This window comes from Lysobacter lycopersici (assembly GCF_007556775.1).
GTDB lineage: Bacteria > Pseudomonadota > Gammaproteobacteria > Xanthomonadales > Xanthomonadaceae > Pseudoluteimonas > Pseudoluteimonas lycopersici.
In genome coordinates, this window is sequence record NZ_CP041742.1 from 986483 (window position 1) to 1008628 (window position 22146).

Genomic DNA, 22146 nt, shown 5'->3' on the forward strand with positions numbered 1-22146 from the left:
GTGGCCGCGCCTTCGATCCATCCCACCGCGGTCGTCGACCCTTCGGCGCGCATCGGCGCGAACGTCGGGATCGGCGCGTACAGCGTGATCGGCGCGGATGTCGACATCGGCGACGGCACCATCATCGGCGCGCATTGCACGATCGAGGGTCCGACCCGCATTGGCCGCGACAACCGCTTCCACGGCCACGCCGCGATCGGCGGCGATCCGCAGGACAAGAAGTTCGACGGCGAACGCACCGAACTCGTCATCGGCGACCGCAACGTGTTCCGCGAATTCACCACCATCAACCGCGGTACCGGCAATGGCGGCGGCACCACCCGCATCGGCGACGACAACTGGTTCCTGTCCTATGTCCACGTCGCCCACGACTGCAACGTCGGCAGCGGCTGCGTGTTCTCCAACAACGCGACCCTCGCCGGCCACGTCGAAGTCGGCGATTTCGTCATCCTCAGCGGCTTCACCGGCGTGCACCAGTTCTGCCGCATCGGCGCGCATGCGTTCATCGGCATGGGCGCGTTCGTCAACGGCGACGTGCCGCCGTTCGTGATGGTGGCGCAGGAAGGCTACGGCCGGCCGCGAGGCGTGAACGCCGAGGGCCTGAAGCGCCGCGGCTTCGACGGCGAACGCATTTCCGCGATCAAGCGCGCCTACCGCGCGCTGTACGTGTCCGGCGCCAAGCTGGACGAGGCGAAGCAACAACTCGCCGCGCTCGCGCAAGGCAGCGCCGACGTGCGCGAAGTCCTGGAGTTCATCGAACGCGGCGAACGGCCGCTGCTGCGCTGATGCCTCGCTTCGCACTCGTCGCCGGCGAAGCCTCGGGCGACGCGCTCGGCGCCGGGCTGGTGGCCGCGCTGCGAGAACGCTTCCCGGATGCCGAATTCGCCGGCGTCTGCGGCCCGGCGATGCGCGACGCGGGCGTCGAAACGTGGGCGGATGCCAACGAACTCGCGGTGATGGGCCTCGCGGAAGTGCTCTCGCACCTACCGCGGCTGCTGCGCCTGCGCCGCGAATTGCGCGAACGCATCCTCGCGTGGAAGCCCGACGTGTTCATCGGCATCGACGCCCCCGACTTCAACCTCGGCCTCGAACGCTGGCTCAAGCGCCGCGGCGTGCGCACCGTGCACTACGTCGGCCCGTCGGTCTGGGCCTGGCGCGAATCGCGTGCACAGAAGATCGGCGCCAGCGCGGACCGCGTGCTGTGCCTGTTCCCGATGGAACCGCCGATCTACGCACGACACGGCGTCGACGCGGTGTTCGTCGGCCATCCGCTCGCCGATGCGATCCCGCTCGATCCGGATCGTGCTGCCGCGCGCGCGGCGCTTGGCATCGCCGTGCACGACCCGGTGCTCGCGCTGCTGCCGGGTAGCCGCCTCGGCGAAATCGAGCGCATGCTGCCGGTGTTCCTCGAATCCGCCGTCGGTGTTGCCGCGGAATTCCCCGAACTGAAAGTGCTCGTCCCGGCCGCGAATGCCGCTTGCCGCACGGCGATCGAGCGCACCGTGGCCGGCGTTCCGCTCACGCTGCAGGTACTCGATGGCGACGCGCAGCGCGCGATGATCGCCAGCGACGTGGTGCTGCTCGCCTCCGGCACCGCCGCGCTCGAGGCGATGCTGTGCAAGCGGCCGATGGTGGTCGGCCATCGCATCGCGCCGCTGACCCATGCCATCGTGCGCAAATTGGGATTGCTGAAATCGCGTTTCGTCAGCCTGCCGAATGTGCTCGCCGGCGAAGCGCTGGTGCCGGAGCTGTTGCAGGACGATTGCACCGCACCGAAATTGCGCGACGCGGTGCTGGCCTGGCTGCGCGACCCGGAAGCGGCGATCGCGCTGCGCCCGCGCTTCCGCGCCCTGCACGAAACGCTGCGCCGCGATGCATCGGCACGCGCCGCGGATGCGGTCGCGGAACTGCTGGCGCGATGAACGTCCGCATTGCCGGCGTCGACGAAGCCGGCCGCGGGCCGCTGGCCGGGCCGATCGCGGTCGCGGCGGTGATCCTCGATCCGGAACGACCGATCGATGGACTGGATGATTCGAAGAAACTGAGTGAACGCCGCCGCGAAGCGCTGTTCCCGGTCATTTGCGAGCGCGCGCTGGCGTGGCGGATCGAATTCGTCGAAGCCGGCGAGATCGACACGCTGAACATCCTGCAGGCGACCCTGACCGGCATGCGCCGTGCGTTGCAGGCGCTGGCGCCGGCAGCCGGGCTCGCGCTGATCGATGGCAACCGCCTGCCCAGGGACTTGCCCTGCCCGGCCCGCGCCATCGTCGGCGGCGATGCGCTGGAACCGGCGATCATGGCCGCGTCGATCCTGGCCAAGGTCGCGCGCGACCGACGCATGGTCGAATTGCATCGCGACTTCCCGGCGTACGGCTTCGACGCCCACAAGGGCTATCCCAGCCCCGCGCACCTCGCCGCGCTGCGCATGCACGGGCCCTGCCCCGCGCACCGCCGCAGCTTCGCGCCGGTGCGGGAATCGCTGTCAAGCCTTGTCCGGCAGGTTGCGCCGGCCTAACCTGCGGATTGAGCCGCGTATTCCGAAGGCGATGTCCGCCGCATTCGCCCACCTTCACCTGCACAGCGAGTATTCGCTGGTCGATTCCACGCTCCGCATCCCGGAGCTGGTCCGGGCCTGCGCGACGCGCGGCGTGCCGGCATTGGCGATCACCGACCGCAACAACCTGTTCGCGCTGGTGAAGTTCCAGGCCGAGGCGGAGAAGGCCGGGATCAAGCCCATCGCCGGCGCCGACGTGCTGCTGGCCGACGGCGACGCGAACGCGACGCGCATGACCTTGCTGTGCCGCGACCGCGAAGGCTACCTCGCGCTGTCGCGATTGCTGACGCGGATGTGGATGCACGGCCATCGCGTCGACGGCGTGGTGGCGAAGCCCGAATGGCTGCGCGAGGACACGCACGGACTGTTCGCGTTGGCCGGCCGTCATTCGCCGCCAGGGCAGTTGTTCGCCGATGGCCGCGAAGCCGATGCGCTCGCGGCATTGCGCGACTGGCAGCGCGCGTTCGGCGAGAACCTGCACCTCGAACTCACGCGTTGCGGCCTGCCCGGCGAAACCGAGTGGAACGCGTTCGCGCTGCATGCCGCCGGACAGATCGGCCTGCCGGTCGTGGCCAGCAACGATGTGCGCTTCCTCGACCGCGAAGGCTTCGAGGCGCACGACGCACGCGTATGCATCGCCTCGGGCCGCGTGCTCGACGATACGCGCCGGCCGCGCGACTACAGCGCCGGGCAATACCTGAAATCCGCGGACGAGATGGCGGCGCTGTTCGCCGATGTTCCGGACGCGGTCGGCAACACGCTGGCGCTCGCGCAGCGCTGCAATTTCGAACTCGCGCTCGGAACGTATTACCTGCCCGCGTTCCCGGTGCCGAGCAACGAGACGCTGGAAAGCTGGATCCGCGCGCAGTCGCGCGAAGGCCTCGCAAAACGCCTCGAAAAGTCGCCGCTTGCCGAAGGCAGGACGCGCGAGGACTACGACGCGCGGCTCGAACTTGAGCTCGGCGTCATCGTCGAGATGGGCTTCCCCGGCTACTTCCTGATCGTCGCCGACTTCATCAACTGGGCGAAGGACCACGGCATCCCGGTCGGGCCCGGCCGCGGTTCCGGCGCCGGTTCGCTGGTCGCATGGGCGCTGGGCATCACCGACCTCGATCCATTGCCCTACGACCTGCTGTTCGAACGCTTCCTCAATCCCGAACGCGTGTCGATGCCGGACTTCGACATCGACTTCTGCATGGATCGCCGCGACGAGGTGATCGACTACGTCGCGCGCAAGTACGGCCGCGACCGCGTCTCGCAGATCATCACCTACGGCACGATGGCGGCGAAGGCAGTGCTGCGCGATGCCGGCCGCGTGCTCGGCTTCCCCTACGGTTTCGTCGACGGCCTGGCCAAGCTCATTCCGCTGCAGCCTACGGACCCGATGACGCTGGAAGACGCGATCGGCGTTGGCGAACGCGCGCGCAAGGAATCGAATCGCGTCGTCGCCGAGTTCAGGCAGCGCTACGAGGCCGAGGAGGACGTGCGCGACCTCGTCGACCTCGCGCTGCAGCTCGAGGACCTGACGAGGAACGCGGGCAAGCACGCCGGCGGCGTGGTGATCGCGCCCTCGCCGCTGTCGGATTTCTGCCCGCTGTTCGCCGAACACGACGGCAACGGCGAAGGCCGCAACCCGGTCACGCAGTTCGACAAGGACGACGTCGAGAAGGTCGGGCTGGTCAAGTTCGACTTCCTCGGCCTGCGCACGCTCACGATCATCGACTGGGCGATGAAGGCGATCAACGCGCGGCGTCGCGACGCCGGCGAAGCCGCGCTCGACATCGCCGCGCTGGAGCTCACCGACAAGCCGACCTACGAGCTGTTCGCGCGCGGCGACACGGTCGCGGTGTTCCAGTTCGAATCGCGCGGCATGCGCGAACTGCTCAAGCGCGCGAAGCCCGACACCTTCGAGGACATCATCGCGCTCGCCGCGCTGTTCCGCCCCGGGCCGCTGGGATCGGGCATGGACCGGCAGTGGTGCGACCGCAAGCACGGCATCGAGGACGTCAGCTTCCCCCACCCCGCGCTGGAACCCGTGCTCGCGCCGACCTACGGCGTGATCGTGTACCAGGAACAGGTGATGCAGATCGCGCAGGTGCTGGCCGGCTATTCGCTGGGCGGCGCCGACCTGCTGCGCCGCGCGATGGGCAAGAAGAAGCCCGAGGAAATGGCCAAGGAACGCGCCAAGTTCGAGGCCGGCGCGGCCGAACGCGGCGTCGATCCGCGCCGCGCGACGCAGATCTTCGACCTGATGGAGAAGTTCGCCGAGTACGGCTTCAACAAGTCGCACTCGGCCGCCTATGCGCTGGTCGCCTACCAGACCGCGTGGCTGAAGGTGCACTATCCGGCCGAGTTCATGGCCGCGGTGCTGTCCAGCGACATGGACAACACCGACAAGGTGGTCGGCTTCCTCGACGAGGCGCGCGTGCTCGGCCTGACCGTGCTGCCGCCGGATGCGAACGCATCGACCTACATGTTCGAAGCGGTGGACGCGAAGACGATCCGCTACGGCCTCGGCGCGATCAAGGGCGTCGGCCGCGGCGCCTGCGAAGCCATCGTCGAGGAGCGCGAACGCGGTGGCGGATTCCCCGACCTGCTCGCCTTCTGCCGGCGCGTGGACGCGACCAGGCTCAACCGCCGCGTGCTGGAAGCGCTGGTCTCCGGCGGCGCGCTGGACGCGCTGGCGAAGAACCGCGCGACCCTGATGCTGCAATTGCCCGAGGCGCTGAAGGCCGCGGAACAGATCGCGAGGAACCGCGAAGCCGGCATCGTCGACATGTTCGGCAATGCCGACACCGGCGCGACCGACATCAGCGTCGAGTTGCCCGAATGCGAGGAATGGCCGCTGTCCCGGCGGCTGCAAGGCGAACGCGACGCGCTGGGCCATTACCTCAGCGGGCATCCGCTGGACGCGCACCGCAAGGAACTGCTGGATCTCGTCGGGCACGACCTCGGCGGGCTGGAACGCCTCTGGGAACGCGGCGCACAGGCACCGAAGCAGGATGGGCGCGGCTGGCGCCAAGACGTGCCGGCGGTGGTCGCGGGGCTGGTGGTAGCGACCCGACGCAAGGGCGATGGCCAGGTGTTCGTGCTGCTCGAGGACGGGCGTGGCAAGCTCGAATGCGCGTTCTTCAACGAAGCGGCTTCGGAATTCGCGTCGTTGCTGGTGCGCGACCGCATCCTGCTGGTCGAGGGCGGCCTGCGCGAGGACGAATTCAACGGCGGCTTCTCGCTGCGCGCGCGCCGCGCCTGGGATTACGACCAGCTCTGCATGCAGGCCGCGCAGCGCCTGTCGCTGCAACTGGACCTGCGGGTGGAGGGCACGTTCGCGCGGGTCGAGGCCCTGCTCGGCCAGCATCGCCCGGGCAAGACCCCGCTGCGCTTCGACCTGCTGCGCGATGGCGTGGCCGGCACGCTCGACCTCAACGGCAGCCAAGGTGTGCGCGTTGCCCCGGACCTGGTCGCGGCCCTGCGCCAGCAGCCGGGGGTCGAAAAGGTCCACCTGCAGGTGGCGAAGCCCTGGGCGCAATAGCTGCCCCTCACCCGCGTGACTCGCACCATCCATGGCGCTCGCCCTTCGGGCCAGCTTCGCCGTTCGCGGGCGCTCCTGCGCCCGCAGTCGGCACCTCTCCCCGCACGCAGGGAGAGGGAAAAGCAATTCGCCAGGGTACGGGCCCGGGAACGCCCATCCGCTAGACTTGGCGGATGAATCCGAACTACCTCGATTTCGAGCAGCCCATCGCCGACCTGGAAGCCAAGATCCAGGAACTGCGCCATGCCAGCACCGGCCCGGAGGTCAACGTCGACGCCGAGGTGCACGCGCTGCAGGACAAGCTGCGCAAGCGCACGGCGCACATCTTCCGCGACCTCGCCCCGTGGCAGGTGTCGCAGCTCGCGCGCCATCCCGCGCGGCCCTACACCTACGATTACTTGCAGGTGATCTGCGAGGAGTTCCAGGAACTCGCCGGCGACCGCGCCTACGCGGACGATGCCGCGATCGTCGGCGGACTCGCCCGCATCGACGGCCGCAGCGTGGTCGTGATCGGCCACCAGAAGGGCCGCGACACCAAGTCCAAGGTGCGCCGCAACTTCGGCATGCCGCGCCCCGAGGGCTACCGCAAGGCGCTGCGCCTGATGAAGCTGGCCGAACGCTTCAAGCTGCCGCTGCTCACCTTCATCGACACGCCCGGCGCCTATCCCGGCATCGGCGCCGAGGAACGCGGCCAGTCCGAGGCGATCGCGCGCAACCTGCTGGAGATGTCCGAGTTGCGCACGCCCATCGTCTGCACGGTGATCGGCGAAGGCGGTTCCGGCGGCGCGCTCGCGATCGGCGTGGGCGATTACACCAACATGCTCGAATACAGCACGTATTCGGTGATCTCGCCCGAGGGCTGCGCGTCGATCCTGTGGCGCGACGCGACCCGGGCCAAGGATGCGGCCGAGCAGATGGCGATCACCGCCAAGCGCCTGCACGAGCTCAAGCTGGTCGACAAGGTGGTGCGCGAACCCATCGGCGGAGCGCACCGCAACCCGGTGCAGATGGCGAGGCGGTTGAAGGCCGTGTTGCTCAACGAACTCGACGCGCTCGACGCCATGCCGATGGACGAACTGCTCGATCGTCGCTACAAGCGCATGCGCGGCTACGGCGCGTACGAGGCGGCGTAGCTGGCACCGTTAAGGAACGTCACCGTATGCAGGGCCATATCCGCTCCTTCATCTTTCTGGCGCTGCTCTGCCCGCTGGCCTCGATGGCGCAATCCGACGGCCCTTCGCCAGAGTCGGTCGAAGCCCTTGTTCCCGGGCTGGTTTCGGTCGCGGACGCCGCTTGCGCCAGCGTGACCACACGTACTGACGCCACTGCACACGGTCTCGACCGCTCGGCGATGCAGGCGATGTCAGACATCGACCAAATGGGCGATGACGCGGATCCTGCAGCCGTCAGATCGCGCCTGGACAAGCTTGCCGATGAAGTCGGACCGCTCGATGCCTTCCCGATGTTGCGCTTGCATTTCCTCCTCGGCTATCTCGCCGGTCGTGAAGGCAACGTGCAACAGCAAGCCTACCATCGCGCCTATGCGCTGGCCCTCACTCAAGTCATCGAGAAAAATGGCCGCGGCGAGAGCGAGGAACACGCGCTGCGTCCTTGCTTGATCGCGAACGAGTACGACTGGCTGCAATTTCGCGCCGGCATCGATAACCCCGGCGACCAGGCCCTGGTGAACTCCGGGCAATACCATTACGACGTCTACCACGCCGACCTTGGCGATGCGAAAGCGACAATCTATTTCGACGTGACCGACATGATCGAACAGACCGAGCACGCGTTGTCGTCCGGAACCGCCTCGCACTGATGGAGCCATACCAGGCATGAGTGGCTGGACGCTGCCGCCGCCTCCGCCGGCCGCAAGCGTCGGGGTACTGATCGGCCTCAGCGGCGGCCTCGATTCGACGGTGCTGCTGCACCTGCTCGCGCATTCGCCGCTTCGCCCGAACGGCCTGCGCGCGATCCACGTGCACCACGGCCTGCATCCGGATGCCGACGCATGGGCCGCGCATTGCGAATCGCTGTGCGCTGCACTCGATGTCCCGCTGACCATCGTCCGCATCGAAGTGGATCGCGCATCCGGCCTCGGGCTGGAAGGCGCCGCGCGCGAATCCCGCCACGCGGCGTTCAAGTCCGAACTGCGCGACGGCGAAATCCTCGCGCTGGCGCACCACCGCGACGACCAGGCCGAAACCTTCCTGCTGCGCGCCTTGCGCGGCTCCGGCACCAAGGGCTTGTCGTCAATGCAGTCGTGGCGACGGCACGGCTACGGCTGGCTCTGGCGGCCATTGCTCGCGCAACCTCGAGAAGCTTTGCGTGAATACGCGATCGCGCACGATCTGATCTGGATCGAGGATCCGTCCAACGCCTCGAACGATCCTGATCGCAATTTCCTGCGCAATCGGGTGATGCCAGTGCTGCAGGAACGCTGGCCTCAGGCATCCACATCGTTTGCTCGCAGCGCGGCGTTGATCGCGGAAGCGCACGACATCCTGTCCGCTTCCGATATGAACGACCTCGACCGCATCACCCACCACGATGATTCGCGCACAATCCATATTGCTGGTCTGATGCATCTTCCAGCACCACGCCGCGCGCGCGCATTGCAACTCTGGGCACATCGATTGGGACTGCCGCCACTGCCTGGAAGCGCACCCGCCCGCATCGAGAAGGAAATTATCCCTGCGTCGAAGGATGCGGAGCCGCGCTTTTGCTGGAGCGGCGCCTGCATCGAGCGCTGGAATCAGCTGCTGCACGCGGATCGACAATCTCCGGTATTTCCTCGCGGCTGGGCACGCATCTGGGATGGCTGCACCCCGCTCCGTCTTCCCGAGGGAAGCCTGTTGTCGCTGGACGGCGGGGAAGGTTTCAAGAGCCCGGTATTGGTGCGCGCGCGTCTTGGTGGAGAACGCATCAACCTGCACTTCAGAACCCATTCGCACGCGTTGAAGAAGGTATTGCAGGAGCATCGCATTCCACCTTGGGAACGGCGGCGATTGCCTCTGCTATTGGATCCCGATTCGGAGACCGTGTTGGCAGCTGGCCATCGCATCATCGGCCGTGATCTCGAACGGCGACTCGTAGACCCGCGCGCACGCCTCGACTGGCAACTGGCGTAAACTCCGCCCATGCCGCGCAAACCCGCCCACGAAGCCGCCTCCGAACCCTCCGCCGTCGCCGAATTCGAGGCCTCGCTCGACGCGCTCGAGCAGTTGGTCGGGAAGATGGAAGCCGGTGGCATGAGCCTGGAGGAATCGCTGGCCGCCTACGAGCGCGGCGTCGGCCTGTACCGCAAGTGCCAGGCCGCGCTGGAACAGGCCGAACTGCGGGTCAAGCTGCTGAGCGACCCGCTGGATCCCGCCACCGCCGAATCCTTCCAGCCGGATGCCTGATCTCGCATTGCAGGCGCGCCTCGATGCATGGCGCGCGCGGGTGGATGCCGCGCTCGCCCACGCCCTGCCCGATCCCGATTCCCCGCCACGCCGCCTGCACGCGGCGATGCGCCACGCCGCGCTGCTCGGCGGCAAGCGCATGCGCCCGTTGCTGGTCTACGCGGCGGGAACCGCATTCGGTGCGAACGAGGAATCGCTGGACGCGCCGGCTGTCGCGGTGGAACTGGTCCACGCCTATTCGCTGGTGCACGACGACCTGCCGGCGATGGACGACGACGCGCTGCGCCGCGGCCAGCCGACCGTGCATGTCGCCTTCGACGAAGCGACCGCGATCCTCGCCGGCGACGCGCTGCAGTCGCAGGCCTTCGTCGCGATCGCGAACGCCACGCTTCCCGGCGACGCGCGCGCCGCGCTCTGCGCCGAACTCGCATCCGCCGCCGCCGGCATGTGCGCCGGACAGGCTTTGGACATCGATGCGACCGGGCAGGCATCCGGATTCGACATCGCATCGCTGGAACGCCTGCACGCGCTCAAGACCGGCGCGCTGCTGCGTGCATCTGTCCGCATGGGCGCGATCGCCGCCGGCGCGGACGCGGATTCGCGCGCCACGCTCGACCGTTTCGCCGATGCGCTCGGGTTGGCGTTCCAAGTGCGCGACGACCTGCTCGACGTCGAGGGCGAAAGCGCGACGCTGGGCAAGACCGCGGGCAAGGACGCGGCACGATCCAAGCCCACGTTCCCGGCGCTGATCGGGGTCGAGGCTTCGCGCGCGCGATTGGACGCACTCGCCATGGAAATGCGCGATGCCCTGTCGGCGTTGCCGGTGGATACGTCTGCGCTCGCGGCGCTGGCACGGCTGGCGATCGAACGCGACCGCTGACGCGCGCCGCTGCGGTACAGTCGCGGCGGGGCAAGGGGAGCTCGGCGAATGGCAATGCCCAGGTTCTGGCGCGAACGCGTGCTGCCGTGGCTGGAGTCGCTGTTCGCCTGGCTCGGCTACAGCTTCGTCAACCGCTGGGGCGCGCTCGAACGCGGCTACCGGCGCCCGCTCGCGCGCATCGCGCTGAAACTGCGCTTCGCCTTCTATCCGCTGCTGGTGGTCGGCGCGCTCGGCTGGCTGGCCTGGGACTGGCACCACGATCGCAACCTGGCCTCGGCCGAAGACGCGATCTTCGACCAGGTGATCAAGCTGCGCCCGTGGGAACCGAAACCTTCGGGCAAGGTCGCGATCGTGGAGATCGACGACTGTTCGATCGCGCAGCTCGGGCCGTGGCCGTGGAGCCGGCAGCAGCACGCCGACCTGCTCGATGCGCTCGATGGCGCCGGCGTGCGCGCGGTCGGTTTCGACGTGATGTTCGTCGACGCCTCCAACGACGATCCCGGCGGCGATGCCACGCTCGAAGCGATGGCCGAAGGCGGCGGCGGACGTTTCCTGTTCGGCGCCACGCGCGTGCCGCCGGGATTCGACGATGCGAAGGGCGCGATCCCGGTGTCGCAGGTTCCCGGCGCATTCCCCTTGTCCGCGAACGCGCAACGCCCCGGCCCGCGCGTCGCGCTGCTGCGGCCCTACGGCGAGGCGATGCGCAAGTACAGCGCGCTGGTCGACATCGATCGCGACGCCGACGGCGTGCTGCGCGACGTGAACCTGCGCGGCGAGGAAGGCGACTGGGCCCTGCCGTCGTTGTCGCTGCGCCTGGCCTCGGTCGCGAGCGGGCGCGCGATGTCTTCGTATCCCGCGTCGATCCGCGTGAACTGGCGCAGGCACAGTCGCCTGCCCTACATCAGCGCCGCCGACCTGGTCCTCCCGAAACCCGCGTGCGATCCGAACGGCGTTCCCGACCTGAAAGGCCGCGCGGTGCTGGTCGGCTACACCGCCGCCGGCCTCAACGATGCCAAGCCGACGCCGGCGAACATGGCGATGCCCGGCGTGGAAGTGCACGCCGAGGCGACGGAGGCGCTGCTCACCGACGGCGCAATCTGGATGCCGCCGGCGAGCTTCAAGTATTTGCTCGCGGCCTTCCTGGTCGCGTTCACCGGCTTCGCGTTCTGGCGCGGCGAACCGGCGTGGGAACTCGATGCGATCTTCGTCGCCAGCAACATCCTGTTGGTCGTCGCGGCATTCATCGGGCTGACCGCGTTCGGCGTGTTCTTCGACATCTTCGCCGCGCTCGGTTTCGTCAGCCTGTGCTTCGGCCTGTGCCGCGTGTACGCGGCGGCGCAACGCGGGCGCGCGATCGGCAACGACGATTATCGACCGCAGTTCGATGCACAACGCGATCGCTGGCTGGCGATGGTGCGCTTACGCTTCGTGCCCGACGAGGCGATGGAACGGCGTGCGCTCTCCCGCCGCATCCGCGAATACCGCCGGCGCCTGCGCGGCTGGCTGTACCACGGCCACGAAGCGGTGGCGATCGAGGGCATCGTCGAATACAAGCACTGGCTGTGGGATGCGCTGGTCGACGTCAACGTGCTGACCTGGGGCGGGCCCGACCGGGCCACCGTGGTGGCGACGGCGGAACGCGAATTGCGATCGCTGCGCGAATACCTCGCCGGGCGCGACGACGTGCTGCCCGACGACGGCAGCGTGCGCGTGGCCAGCCTGATCAGCACGATCGCGGTCGAGGACGAGCCGATCACCGACACCCGCGCCCGGGTCAGCCACATGCTCGGGCGCTTGCTGGCCAGCACCGACGAGCGCCCGCTGTCGGCGCACGATTCCTTCGCCGCCGACGAAACCGGGCCACAGGCGCCCGCCTGAACGGCAATGCGGCGGCGCAGCTTGCGCGTGCCTCCCGATGCCGGTTGAATCGTGGCCGCGATTGCCCCCGGATCGCGTATTCCTGCATGGCGCCGCGCATCGCGGCCATCGCCCAAACGCACGGGGACACAGCGCATGCCATCCACGTTCGCACGCAGCATCGCCCTCGCCGCCTTGATGGTCGCGCTGGTCGTCGCCCGACCCGCCGTGGCCGGGCAACCGGCGCAAATCCACAAGGCTTCGGTCGACGTGCACGGCGCACCCGATTCCAAGTCCGCCGTGGTCGCCACGCTCAAGCAGGGCGCGGCGGTGGATGTCGGCGGGCAACAGGGCCTGTGGTACCGCGTGTCGCTGCCGTCGGGCCCTTCCGGCTTCGTGCGCGTGAACGAGGTGCGCATGGCCTATGGCAAATCGGCGTCGTCCTCGGACGTGGGCGGCCTGTTCGCCGGCCGTGCCGGCAAGGGCCGGGTCAGCGAAACCGCCGGCGTGCGCGGCCTCGACGAAAGCGACCTGCGCGCGGCCAGTTTCGACGGCGCGCAACTGGCGAAGATGGAGTCCTACCGCGAAACCCCGCAACAGGCGGCGGACGCCATGCGCCGCGCCAACCTGCGCGAGCGCAGCATTCCCTACAAGCCCGAAGAGCAGGCCGTCGCCGCGAACAAGAAGGGCGGCGCGACCCAGCAGCAGAAGCGCAGCGGCCTGTCCGCCGCGCGCGGGCTGCTCTCCAGCCTCGGCCTCGGCAATGCCGCCAGCGATACCGCGCTCGGCGCCGCGGATGCCACCACGCGCAAGAGCGGCGAGGAACTGACCGAGGAAGAGCTGCAACTCGGGCCGGAGATCGCCGGACGCATCCTCGGTGCCGCGCCGTTGTGGCAGGACGATGCCGCGCAGCGCCGCGTCAACCGCGTCGGGCGCTGGCTCGCGTCGCACACCGCGCGTCCGGAACTGCCGTGGACCTTCGGCGTGATCGATTCGCCAGAGATCAACGCCTTCGCTGCGCCCGGCGGCTACGTGCTGGTCACCCGCGGCATCTATGAACTGGTCGACGCGAACGACGACCAGGAACTGGCCGGGGTGCTCGCGCACGAACTCAGCCACGTCGTGCAGCGCGACCACTACGAAGTGATCCACAAGCAGGAAATGCAGTCCTACGGCAAGGATGTCGCGCTCAGCCATGTCAGCGTCGGCGGCGGCGAACTCGGCAACGTGGCCAAGGACTACCTGGCGAAGAACGGCGCGGCGGTGATGCTCACCAGCCTCGACCGCGGCGCCGAATACCGTTCGGACGAAGCCGCCGAGGTCTACCTCGCCCGCTCCGGCTACGACCCGCTGGCGCTGTACGCGGTGTTGCAGAAGATGACCGCGCTCGGCAGCAAGGCCCCGGCCATGGCGCAGTTGTTCCGCACCCATCCGCCGCTGGACGAGCGGCTGGACCGGCTGGACCACAACAAGATCGCGATGGGCGACTGACGGCCCGACCGGCCCCTGACCGTCCGTCATTCCGGCGCATTCAGCGTATCGGAGAGCCGTTCCGCCCCACCCGGCCCCTGTCCCGGACGCCCCTTTCGGCCACAAAAAGGGTGCAAACTGTTAGTTCTGTCACAGTTCTTGCTTGGCAGTACCGGGCAGCCCGTCACTCCGACAGGCGGTCCACAACCACAGGGGGTTTTTCCATGCGCGTTCTGCGTCCCGCAGGCTTGGCCTGCCTTGTCGCTGTCTCCGGCTTCGCCGCCACGCCAATGGCCAGGTCGGCCACGGCGAGCCAGTACCTCACCGTCTCCGGTTCGGTCTGCAAGCCGGCCGGCGTCAGCACCAATCCCGATTTCGTTTCCAAGGCCACCGGCGGCCGCAACGAATCCACCACCGCCGGCATCTTCGTGATCTGTCCGTTCAATCTTTCCCCGGTCCCGTCCGATGGCGGCGCGATCATCGAAATGAACGTCATCCTCTATTCGATCGACGGAACGCCGCGCACTTCGACCTGCACGACCGTGATCGGATCCCTCAACCGGTACGTCCCGCCGACCTATTCCACCAAGGCGATCAACGTGCCCGCCGAAAGCACGGGCGTCGTCGCGGCATGGACCGCGGGGGATTTCGGTGGAACGACGGGCGCGGGCATTCCCGGCAGTGCGTGGACGACCGTGACCTGCATCCTGCCGCCGCAGACCGCGATCGGCCTGCTGTACGCCAGGTACAACCCGAACCTGGGCAGCGACCCGCAGTAAGGCATCGTGCGGAGCTGCATCGAAGGGCGCCCGTGGCGCCCTTTTTTCGTTCACGCATGTCCGCTTCCGTCCCCGTTCCACGCATAAGGGGAAAACCCGCCATTCCGGCCGGGCACCGAATGGGGTGAACCATGTGCAATCTTCGACTTCCCGCCGTGATTGCCGGCGTCGCGGCGATCTGTAGCCTGGCGATTGCGCCGACAGCGAGGTCCACGGACATGACCGCGGACGTAGTCATCAACGGAGCGAGTTGCCAGCTGAGCATCCCGACCATCGATACCGGCGTGCGTCCCAAGGCGACGGGATTCCGCAACGAATCCACGACCACCAGCAATTTCGTGATCTGCCCCGTGGTCATCGCCCCCGGGAACGGAACTGCGAGCCCATTGAGTTGGCTCAACATCTTCGTGTATTCGCTCGATGGAACCAGCCGCAACGTCAGCTGCACGGGCGTGAGCGGCTGGTATGGCGGCTACATGCCGCCGGTCTATTCCACCAAGACCTTCGCTTCGGCAACGACGGGGCAAGGCTATACCATCACCTGGTGGTCGACGGATTTCGGAGGAATTTCCGGTGCCACCATCCCGGGCAGCCTCAATTTCTCCGTGACATGCAACCTGCCACCGCAGACCGCGATCAATTTCATGGAAGCGATTTTCCCGTACCCGGTCGGCAGCTGAATCCATTCCTGCATGAACGAAAGGGCGCCCCGTGGCGCCCTTTTTTCGTTCACGCATGTCCGCTTCCGTCCCCGTTCCGTGCATAAGGGGGAAACCCGCCGTTCCGGCCGGGCATCGAACGGGGTGAACCATGCGCGGTCTTCGACTTCCAACAGCCCTGACGTGCTTCCTGGTCGCTTGGGGATTGGCCAACGCCCCCGTGGCGCGAGCCCTGGGGTTGGCGTTCACCCGGGTTAGCGGCTCCAACTGCCAACTCAGCATACCGACCACCGACACCAAGTTCCGGCCAAAGGCTACTGGCGCGCGCAACGAATCCTCGACCGTCAGCAATTTCATCATCTGTCCAACGCCCATGCCCGATTCGGGTTACGGATTTCAGGAGGTCGATTTCCTGCTCTATTCCATCGACGGCACCAGCCACGATGTCAGCTGCACGGCCGTCAATGGCGTCTACACTCCATCGCACGCCGTCACCTACTCCACCAAGGTCGTGACCGTGAGCGGGACGGATTACTCCGAGATTTTCTGGAATGGCGCCGATTTCGGCGGTACCGCGGGTGGTTATTTCGATGTCCTTTCAGTGACGTGCCTGCTGGCTCCCCAAGCTGCCATCAGCTATCACTCGGAGTCGTATGCGCATTAGCACTGACCATCGATGCAAAGCAAAGGGCGCCCCGCTGCGCCCTTTTTTCGTTCCCGCGTGTCCGCTTTCGGCCCCGCTCCGCGCATAAGGGGAAAACCTGCCGTTGCGGCCGGGCATCGAACGAGGTGAACCATGCGCGATCTTAGACTTTCCGCCGCGATTATCGGCATCGTGGCTATCGCGGGCTTGGCCAACGCGCCCGTGGCGAAGGCCGCCAATGCAGACTACGTGAACGGCGGCTCCTGCCAACTCAGCATCCCGACCACCGACACCAAATTCCGCCCGAAGGCCTCCGGCGCGCGCAACGAGTCCACCGACGTCGGCAATTTCGTGATCTGCAACATCCAGCACACGGAATCGACGGGGCTGTATTCGGAAATCCGCCTCGCTCACTACTCGCTGGACGGTATCGCGCGCGACCTGACTTGCACCGCGGTCGTAGGCGTCTTGGGCGGAAGCACGGGCAACAACATCTTGTATTCCAGCAAGACCATGAACACCCTCGATCCACTCGGGGCCATTTCCTGGTACGCACCGGACTTTGGGGGAGCAAGTGGCGCCGCAATCCCCCAAAGCAGGTACGTTTCGATTACCTGCAACTTGCCGCCACAGACCGGGATCAAGGCCATCCTGGGCGTGACGAATTGAATCGCGACAACTTAAGGGCGTCCGCTCGGCGCCCTTTTCGTCCCCGCGTGTCCGCTTTCGGCCTCGTTCCACGCATAGGGGAACAAGCCCGCCATCCCGGACGGGCATCGAATGGGGTGAACCATGCGCAATCTTCGAATTCCGGTCGCGCTAGCCAGCGCGTCGATGGCCTGCGCCTTGTCGACTGCGCCGGCGGCGAAGAGCTTCAACCTCGACATCATCAATGGCTCATCGTGCCAACTGAGCATTCCGACGACCAGCACCGGGGTTCGGCCGAAAGCATCCGGTTTCCGCAACGAATCGACGAGCTCGAGCAACTTCGTGATCTGTAGCTTCCAGCGATCGTCGGCGACGGGCGATTACGTGTACGTGGGCCTCGTTGGATATTCGCTCGATGGCGGCAGCCATGACGTCGCCTGCACCGCTGTCGCGGGCAGTTCCCCGGCGCTGCATTACTCCACCAAGACGGCGAGCATGTGGGACACCACGGAAATTCCCTTCGTCTGGTCGGCGGAGGACTTCGGGGGGACGGGAGGCGCCGCGATCGGCGGAAGCATGTATTTTTCGGTCACCTGCAGCCTACCCCCGCAGACGGCGATCAGCTACATCCAGGCTCAGTCCTAGCGAACACCCTTCAGGACCGAGGGCGTCCCCGTGGCACTCTTTTTCGTTCCCGCATGTCCGCTTTCGGCCCCGTTCCACGCATAAGGGAAGAACCCGCCATTCTGGCGGGACATGGAATGGAGTGCACCATGCGTCATCTTCGACTTTCCACTGTGCTTGCAGGTTTGGTGGCGATTCATGGGTTTACGAACGTGCCTGAGGCAAAGGCCGGCAACGTCGATTATGTCAATGGCGGAGCATGCCAACTCAGCATCCCCACCACCGACACCGGCGTCCGCCCCAAGGCGACCGGCTTGCGCAACGAGTCCACGACCACCAGTAGTTTCGTGATCTGCACGATACAGCGCAATATTCCGTCGTCATCGTCGAGCGATCCGAATTACGTGAGCGTTTGGGCCAACCTTTATTCGCTCGACGGTGTTTCCCACGATATCAGTTGTACCGCAGTAGTCGGCATCCTCGCTGGCGACGCCTCATCAGATTTGAAGTACTCCACCAAGACCGAGAGCATTTCGAATACGACAGGGAGCCAGGCAATCTTCTGGACCAACTCGGATTTTGGGGGAATCTATGGCGATCCGATCACCCGCAGCTTCAACATTTCCATCACATGCAAACTGCCGCCACAGAGCGCAATCAGCATGATCCACGGCAATACGCTCTAAGAACGACAAAACGCTCTGTAAAGGGCGCCTCGCGGCGCCCTTTCTGCATTTCAGCCCAGCAACCGCATCGTCAGCGGATAGCGATAGGGCTTGCCGTCCCAGGCCTTGAACGCGGCGATGAGGCTGCACACCAGCCACATCAATGCGATCGCGCCGATCACGCACAGCAGCACGATGCCGGCCGGAATGGTGACCAGCGCGCCGATACCGAGCGTGAGCACGGTGGCGCCGACCAGCACGATGCCGATCACGCCCGCGGCGCAGGCGTAGAGGAACATGCTGAGGTTGAAGTTCGCCGCTTCGCGCGCGTGCGCGCTGGCGAAGGCGGACTTGTCGCGCACCAGCATCCACACCGCGAGCGCGGCCAGGGTTCCGGCAACGCCGGCGAACCAGTGCGTCAACGCGGCCGCGGCCAGCGCGGCGATGGGCGCGGCGACGGCCCAGTGGCGGTCGCTGGCGGTCGGGGACAGGGTTTCGAGGTTCGCGTTCATCGTCTTCTCCACCGGAAGGATCCCGGCTATCGACGATCATGGGGGCATTCGCCCGCCACGCAAGCCAACCGATGGCCCATGCCGGGCCATCGGCGGCGGGATTGCTCGCTTACTTGATCAGGCGCAGCGCGAACGGATAGCGGTAGGCCGCGCCTTCGTTCGCCTTGAGGCCGGCGATGATGCTGAAGATCACGCTCACCACCCATGCGGCCAGCGAGATCAGCGGGCCGATCAGGATGATCGTGAGCACCATGCCGGCGACGTAGCCGATCAGGATGGTGATCTGGAAATTCAGCGCTTCCTTGGCATGGTCGTTCAACCAGCCCTTGTCGGCCTTGTCCTTGTTGGTCAGCCAGATCACCAGCGGAACGATGAAGCCGAGGATGATCCCCGACAGGTGGGTCAGCATCGCCAGCGTGCGGTCTTCCTGCGACGCAGCGGTGGTTTCGATATCGCTCATGGACTTCCCCGTGGTCACGCCGCGCACCCGCGGCTTCGGGGAATATAACGTCAATCCGCCCCGGCGACGGTCATCCGCCCGAGCAGGATGGAACCGGTCAGGAGGTGGGAACGCCGGTCGACGTCGCTGCCCACGGCCTCGACCGCCGCGAACATCTCGCGCAGCCTGCCGGCGATGGTGACGCCATCGACCGGGAACGCGATTTCGCCGTTCTCGACCCAGAACCCGGCGGCGCCGCGCGAGTAGTCGCCGGTCACCGCATTCACGCCCTGCCCCATCAGCTCGGTGACCAGCAGGCCGCGCCCCATGTTGCGCAGCAACATGCCGAGGTCGCCGGCATTCGCCTTCACCGCGAGGTTGTGCACGCCGCCCGCGTTGGCGGTGGTGGCCAGCCCCAGCTTGCGCGCGGAATAACTGCCCAGCACATAGCGCTGGAGTACGCCGGCTTCGACCAGCGGGGACGCGCGCGTGGCCACGCCTTCGGCATCGAACGCCGAGGAACGGAAGCCGCGCGCCAGGAACGGGTCCTCGTCGATGGCGAACCATTCGGGAAACACGCGCGTGCCGGCGGCATCGAGCAGGAAACTCGCGCGCCGGTAAAGCGCGCCGCCGGAGACCGCGCCAACGAGATGGCCGATGAGCGAACGCGCGACTTCGGCGGCGAACAACACCGGCACCGCGCCAGTCGGCAATTGCCGCGGCGACATCCGCGCCAGCGTGCGCCGCGCGGCTTCGCGGCCGATCGATGCCGCGGATTCGAGATCCTCCGGCGCCAGCGCGGTGCTGTACCAGCCGTCGCGTTGCATCGCATCGCCCTGCCCCGCGATCAACGCGCAGCCGAGCGAATGGTGGGTGCCGCGCTCGCGGCCGCAGAATCCGTGCGAATTCGCGTAGACCGCCAGCGAAGTGCCAGTCGAGGCCGAAGCGCCATCGGAATTGGCGATGCGCGCATCGGAATCGCGGCCGGCCTGCTCGCAGGCGAGCGCGAGGTCGATGGCGCGTTCGGCGTCCAGCGCCCACGGATGCCAAGCGTCGAATTCCGGCCAACCCGAAGCGGGTTCACGTGCCATCAATTCCGGATCGGCGAGGCCGGCGGCCGGATCGTCCTCGGTGTGTCTGGCGATCGCGCAGGCCTGTTCCACCGTCGCGGCGAGGCTGTCCTCGCGCAGATCGGCGGTGCTGGCGCTGCCCTTGCGCTTGCCGAAATACACGGTGACGGCGATGCCGCGGTCGCGCGTGGCCTCGACCGTTTCCACCGCGCCCATGCGCACGTTGACCTCGAGGCCGGTGTCTTCGGAACAGCTCACCTCGGCCTGGTCGGCGCCGGCGCGGCGCGCGCGCTCCAGCAACCGACCGGCGATGCCTTCCAGCGCGTCCAGCCGGGCCGCGCTGTCGACGGCGGTGGCGGCAGCGATCTCGTTCAATGGCTTATCCTTTCAGCGAAAGAGAGGTGCAAATGCGCGGACGCGACGACGACAGCGGCGAATTCCTCGGGCCCAGCCGCAGCCAGCTGCGGCGCGAGGCGCTGGACGTGCTCGCGCTGGCGGAAAAACTGGCGACGCTGAGCGATGCCCAGCTCGAACGCCTGCCGATTCCCGAAAGCCTGCTGCCGCACATCGTCGAGACCCGGCGCATCACCGCGCATGTCGCGCGTAAGCGCCAGACCGCGTTCCTCGCCAAGCAGATGCGGCGCGAGGACGACGAGGCGCTGGACGCGATCCGCGATGCGCTCGATGCCGGCGGCGAGGCGGCGAAGCGCGAAACCGCGCGCATGCATCGCGCCGAAAGCTTGCGCGAACGCCTGCTCGACGGCGGCGACGCCGCGCTGGGCGAACTGCTGGATGAATATCCGAACGCGGACCGGCAACAGCTGCGGCAACTGGTGCGCAACGCGCTGGATGAACGCACCAAGGACAAGCCGCCGCGCGCGTTCCGCGAGTTGTACCGCGCGGTGCTTGCCCTGCTCGGCGATGGCGAACGCGACGAGCACGATCAATCGGCCTGAGTGCCGCCGACGGTCAACTCGCTGATCAGCAGCGAGGGCTGGCCCACGCCCACCGGCACCGACTGCCCGTCCTTGCCGCAGGTGCCGACGCCGTCGTCCAGCGCGAGGTCGTTCCCGATCATGGCGACGCGCTGCATCGTCTCCGGCCCGTTGCCGATCAGGGTCGCGCCCTTCACCGGCGCGGTGACCTTGCCGTCCTCGATCAGGTAGGCCTCGGTCGCGGAAAACACGTACTTGCCGCTGGTGATGTCGACCTGGCCGCCGCCGAAATTGACCGCGTACAGGCCGCGCTTCACCGAACGGATCATCTCCTCCGGATCGTGGGTGCCTGCGCGCATGTAGGTGTTGGTCATGCGCGGCATCACCAGGTGCGCGAAGGATTCGCGGCGGCCATTGCCGGTGGGCTTCGCACCCATCAGCCGCGCGTTGAGCGTGTCCTGCATGTAACCCACCAGCACGCCGTCCTCGATCAGCGTGGTGCATGCGGTCGGCGTGCCCTCGTCGTCGACGTTGAGCGAACCGCGCCGGCCTTCGAGCGTGCCGTCGTCGACGATCGTGACACCGGGCGACGCGACGCGCTGGCCCATGCGCCCGGCATAGGTGGACGTGCCCTTGCGGTTGAAATCGCCCTCGAGCCCGTGGCCCACGGCTTCGTGCAGCAGCACGCCCGGCCAACCGTTGCCGAGCACCACCGGCATCACGCCGGCGGGTGCGTCGATGGCTTCGAGGTTCACCAGGGCCTGGCGCAGGGCCTCGCGCGCGAATTTCTCCGGCTGCCCGTTCGCAAGCAATTCCGTATACGAATAGCGCCCGCCGAAACCGGCGTAACCGGATTCGCGGCGGCCGTTGTGTTCGACGATCACCTGCACGTTCATCCGCACCAGCGGGCGCACGTCGCTGGCAAGCACGCCGTCGCTGCGCGCGACCAGCACCGTGTCGACGTTGCCGCTGAGCCCGACCATCACCTGCTTCACGCGCGGATCGGCGGCGCGCAGCAGCTTGTCGATGCGGCGCAATGCTTCGACTTTCTCGGCGTTGTCGAGCGCATCGACCGGATCGAGCGCGGGATACAACACCGGCGCGCGCACCGGGGCCAGCGCCAGCGGCGCGTGGCTGCGACCGTCGCGGGCGATGGCGCGCGCGGAACCGGCGGCGGCGAGCAACGCGTTCGCATCGATGTCCTCGGAATAGGCGAAACCGGTTTTCTCGCCCGAGATCGCGCGCACGCCCACGCCCTGTTCGATCGCGTGCGCGCCGTCCTTGACGATGCCGTCCTCCATCGACCAGCTCTCGCGGCGCGAATGCTGGAAGTAGAAATCGCCGAACTCGATGCCCGGGCCGAGCAGCGCACCGAACGCCCGCTCAATGCCATGTTGGTCAAGACCCGTGGGCGCGAGCAGGCGGGATTGGGCGATGGCGAGCGATTCGGTCATGGCGTGCGATTCGGAATTCAA

General features: G+C 67.2%; 22 protein-coding genes. 18 read left to right on the plus strand and 4 right to left on the minus strand.

Going from position 1 to position 22146, the window contains the following annotated elements:
* The 17 genes from lpxA (at position 1) to FNZ56_RS05115 (ending at position 17736) form a co-directional block, all read left to right on the plus strand.
* Positions 1 to 786: an acyl-ACP--UDP-N-acetylglucosamine O-acyltransferase gene (lpxA, locus tag FNZ56_RS05035; RefSeq protein WP_143878789.1), complete on the plus strand. Its 786-nt coding sequence runs from the start codon at positions 1 to 3 to the stop codon at positions 784 to 786.
* Positions 786 to 1922 carry a lipid-A-disaccharide synthase gene (gene lpxB, locus FNZ56_RS05040; protein ID WP_143878790.1) on the plus strand — a complete coding sequence of 379 codons (1137 nt, stop codon included), beginning with the start codon at positions 786 to 788 and terminating at the stop codon, positions 1920 to 1922. Before lpxA ends, lpxB begins: the two co-directional genes overlap by 1 nt.
* Positions 1919 to 2515 (plus strand): ribonuclease HII, encoded by a 597-nt coding sequence (gene rnhB, locus FNZ56_RS05045; protein WP_143878791.1) that lies wholly within the window; start codon positions 1919 to 1921, stop codon positions 2513 to 2515. The genes lpxB and rnhB overlap by 4 nt, the downstream gene beginning before the upstream one ends.
* A gap of 31 nt (positions 2516 to 2546) precedes the next feature.
* Positions 2547 to 6086, plus strand: a complete 3540-nt coding sequence (gene dnaE / locus FNZ56_RS05050) for a DNA polymerase III subunit alpha (RefSeq protein ID WP_143878792.1) — start codon at positions 2547 to 2549, stop codon at positions 6084 to 6086.
* 173 nt (positions 6087 to 6259) lie between these two features.
* Positions 6260 to 7219, plus strand: coding sequence for an acetyl-CoA carboxylase carboxyltransferase subunit alpha (locus tag FNZ56_RS05055; RefSeq protein WP_143878793.1), 960 nt, complete (start codon positions 6260 to 6262; stop codon positions 7217 to 7219).
* A gap of 26 nt (positions 7220 to 7245) precedes the next feature.
* Positions 7246 to 7905, plus strand: a complete 660-nt coding sequence (locus tag FNZ56_RS05060; protein ID WP_143878794.1) for a Rossmann-fold NAD(P)-binding domain-containing protein — start codon at positions 7246 to 7248, stop codon at positions 7903 to 7905.
* Positions 7906 to 7921: 16 nt separating this feature from the next.
* Positions 7922 to 9217, plus strand: coding sequence for a tRNA lysidine(34) synthetase TilS (tilS, locus tag FNZ56_RS05065; RefSeq protein WP_143878795.1), 1296 nt, complete (start codon positions 7922 to 7924; stop codon positions 9215 to 9217).
* Between the two features lie 9 nt (positions 9218 to 9226).
* Positions 9227 to 9490 (plus strand): exodeoxyribonuclease VII small subunit, encoded by a 264-nt coding sequence (locus FNZ56_RS05070; RefSeq protein ID WP_143878796.1) that lies wholly within the window; start codon positions 9227 to 9229, stop codon positions 9488 to 9490.
* Positions 9483 to 10370 carry a polyprenyl synthetase family protein gene (locus tag FNZ56_RS05075; protein ID WP_143878797.1) on the plus strand — a complete coding sequence of 296 codons (888 nt, stop codon included), beginning with the start codon at positions 9483 to 9485 and terminating at the stop codon, positions 10368 to 10370. The genes FNZ56_RS05070 and FNZ56_RS05075 overlap by 8 nt, the downstream gene beginning before the upstream one ends.
* Before the next feature lie 48 nt (positions 10371 to 10418).
* Positions 10419 to 12248: a CHASE2 domain-containing protein gene (locus tag FNZ56_RS05080; protein WP_143878798.1), complete on the plus strand. Its 1830-nt coding sequence runs from the start codon at positions 10419 to 10421 to the stop codon at positions 12246 to 12248.
* 135 nt (positions 12249 to 12383) lie between these two features.
* Positions 12384 to 13718, plus strand: a complete 1335-nt coding sequence (locus FNZ56_RS05085; protein WP_143878799.1) for a M48 family metalloprotease — start codon at positions 12384 to 12386, stop codon at positions 13716 to 13718.
* A gap of 269 nt (positions 13719 to 13987) precedes the next feature.
* Positions 13988 to 14476, plus strand: a complete 489-nt coding sequence (locus FNZ56_RS05090; protein ID WP_143878800.1) for a hypothetical protein — start codon at positions 13988 to 13990, stop codon at positions 14474 to 14476.
* A gap of 218 nt (positions 14477 to 14694) precedes the next feature.
* Entirely contained in the window at positions 14695 to 15156 is a 462-nt protein-coding gene (locus tag FNZ56_RS05095; protein WP_143878801.1) for a hypothetical protein, read from the plus strand.
* A 199-nt stretch (positions 15157 to 15355) separates the two neighbouring features.
* Positions 15356 to 15799 carry a hypothetical protein gene (locus tag FNZ56_RS05100; protein WP_143878802.1) on the plus strand — a complete coding sequence of 148 codons (444 nt, stop codon included), beginning with the start codon at positions 15356 to 15358 and terminating at the stop codon, positions 15797 to 15799.
* A gap of 132 nt (positions 15800 to 15931) precedes the next feature.
* Complete coding sequence (locus FNZ56_RS05105; RefSeq protein ID WP_143878803.1) at positions 15932 to 16447, plus strand: hypothetical protein; 516 nt, start codon at positions 15932 to 15934, stop codon at positions 16445 to 16447.
* A gap of 165 nt (positions 16448 to 16612) precedes the next feature.
* Positions 16613 to 17071 carry a hypothetical protein gene (locus FNZ56_RS05110; RefSeq protein ID WP_143878804.1) on the plus strand — a complete coding sequence of 153 codons (459 nt, stop codon included), beginning with the start codon at positions 16613 to 16615 and terminating at the stop codon, positions 17069 to 17071.
* A 128-nt stretch (positions 17072 to 17199) separates the two neighbouring features.
* Positions 17200 to 17736 (plus strand): hypothetical protein, encoded by a 537-nt coding sequence (locus FNZ56_RS05115; RefSeq protein WP_143878805.1) that lies wholly within the window; start codon positions 17200 to 17202, stop codon positions 17734 to 17736.
* Positions 17737 to 17786: 50 nt separating this feature from the next.
* On the opposite strand, the gene FNZ56_RS05120 is transcribed toward FNZ56_RS05115, so the two are convergent.
* The 3 genes from FNZ56_RS05120 to pmbA all read right to left on the minus strand — a co-directional run bounded on the left by FNZ56_RS05120 (position 17787) and on the right by pmbA (position 20111).
* Positions 17787 to 18227: a DUF4870 domain-containing protein gene (locus FNZ56_RS05120; RefSeq protein ID WP_143878806.1), complete on the minus strand. Its 441-nt coding sequence runs from the start codon at positions 18225 to 18227 to the stop codon at positions 17787 to 17789.
* Positions 18228 to 18336: 109 nt separating this feature from the next.
* Positions 18337 to 18687 (minus strand): DUF4870 domain-containing protein, encoded by a 351-nt coding sequence (locus tag FNZ56_RS05125; RefSeq protein WP_143878807.1) that lies wholly within the window; start codon positions 18685 to 18687, stop codon positions 18337 to 18339.
* Between the two features lie 50 nt (positions 18688 to 18737).
* Entirely contained in the window at positions 18738 to 20111 is a 1374-nt protein-coding gene (gene pmbA / locus FNZ56_RS05130; RefSeq protein ID WP_143878808.1) for a metalloprotease PmbA, read from the minus strand.
* Positions 20112 to 20143: 32 nt separating this feature from the next.
* Between pmbA and yjgA the strand changes: the two genes are divergently transcribed.
* The gene (gene yjgA / locus FNZ56_RS05135) at positions 20144 to 20692 is read left to right on the plus strand and encodes a ribosome biogenesis factor YjgA (RefSeq protein ID WP_143878809.1); all 549 of its coding nucleotides are present in this window, start codon (positions 20144 to 20146) and stop codon (positions 20690 to 20692) included.
* On the opposite strand, the gene tldD is transcribed toward yjgA, so the two are convergent.
* Entirely contained in the window at positions 20680 to 22125 is a 1446-nt protein-coding gene (gene tldD, locus FNZ56_RS05140) for a metalloprotease TldD (RefSeq protein ID WP_143878810.1), read from the minus strand. The two genes, yjgA and tldD, sit on opposite strands and share 13 nt — an antisense overlap.
* Between the last annotated feature and the right edge of the window lie 21 nt (positions 22126 to 22146).

What these genes read in the sequence shown, in the direction of transcription:
- yjgA (WP_143878809.1), top strand. Translation starts at nt 20,144, where the DNA reads ATGCGCGGACGCGACGACGACAGCGGCGAATTCCTCGGGCCCAGCCGC.
- FNZ56_RS05105 (WP_143878803.1), top strand. Translation starts at nt 15,932, where the DNA reads ATGCGCGATCTTAGACTTTCCGCCGCGATTATCGGCATCGTGGCTATC.
- FNZ56_RS05055 (WP_143878793.1), top strand. Translation starts at nt 6,260, where the DNA reads ATGAATCCGAACTACCTCGATTTCGAGCAGCCCATCGCCGACCTGGAA.
- tilS (WP_143878795.1), top strand. Translation starts at nt 7,922, where the DNA reads ATGAGTGGCTGGACGCTGCCGCCGCCTCCGCCGGCCGCAAGCGTCGGG.
- FNZ56_RS05075 (WP_143878797.1), top strand. Translation starts at nt 9,483, where the DNA reads ATGCCTGATCTCGCATTGCAGGCGCGCCTCGATGCATGGCGCGCGCGG.
- FNZ56_RS05090 (WP_143878800.1), top strand. Translation starts at nt 13,988, where the DNA reads ATGGCCAGGTCGGCCACGGCGAGCCAGTACCTCACCGTCTCCGGTTCG.
- FNZ56_RS05080 (WP_143878798.1), top strand. Translation starts at nt 10,419, where the DNA reads ATGGCAATGCCCAGGTTCTGGCGCGAACGCGTGCTGCCGTGGCTGGAG.
- FNZ56_RS05125 (WP_143878807.1), bottom strand. Translation starts at nt 18,687, where the DNA reads ATGAGCGATATCGAAACCACCGCTGCGTCGCAGGAAGACCGCACGCTG.
- FNZ56_RS05110 (WP_143878804.1), top strand. Translation starts at nt 16,613, where the DNA reads ATGGCCTGCGCCTTGTCGACTGCGCCGGCGGCGAAGAGCTTCAACCTC.
- FNZ56_RS05095 (WP_143878801.1), top strand. Translation starts at nt 14,695, where the DNA reads ATGACCGCGGACGTAGTCATCAACGGAGCGAGTTGCCAGCTGAGCATC.
- rnhB (WP_143878791.1), top strand. Translation starts at nt 1,919, where the DNA reads ATGAACGTCCGCATTGCCGGCGTCGACGAAGCCGGCCGCGGGCCGCTG.
- lpxB (WP_143878790.1), top strand. Translation starts at nt 786, where the DNA reads ATGCCTCGCTTCGCACTCGTCGCCGGCGAAGCCTCGGGCGACGCGCTC.
- dnaE (WP_143878792.1), top strand. Translation starts at nt 2,547, where the DNA reads ATGTCCGCCGCATTCGCCCACCTTCACCTGCACAGCGAGTATTCGCTG.
- FNZ56_RS05115 (WP_143878805.1), top strand. Translation starts at nt 17,200, where the DNA reads ATGCGTCATCTTCGACTTTCCACTGTGCTTGCAGGTTTGGTGGCGATT.
- tldD (WP_143878810.1), bottom strand. Translation starts at nt 22,125, where the DNA reads ATGACCGAATCGCTCGCCATCGCCCAATCCCGCCTGCTCGCGCCCACG.
- FNZ56_RS05070 (WP_143878796.1), top strand. Translation starts at nt 9,227, where the DNA reads ATGCCGCGCAAACCCGCCCACGAAGCCGCCTCCGAACCCTCCGCCGTC.
- FNZ56_RS05060 (WP_143878794.1), top strand. Translation starts at nt 7,246, where the DNA reads ATGCAGGGCCATATCCGCTCCTTCATCTTTCTGGCGCTGCTCTGCCCG.
- FNZ56_RS05085 (WP_143878799.1), top strand. Translation starts at nt 12,384, where the DNA reads ATGCCATCCACGTTCGCACGCAGCATCGCCCTCGCCGCCTTGATGGTC.
- FNZ56_RS05120 (WP_143878806.1), bottom strand. Translation starts at nt 18,227, where the DNA reads ATGAACGCGAACCTCGAAACCCTGTCCCCGACCGCCAGCGACCGCCAC.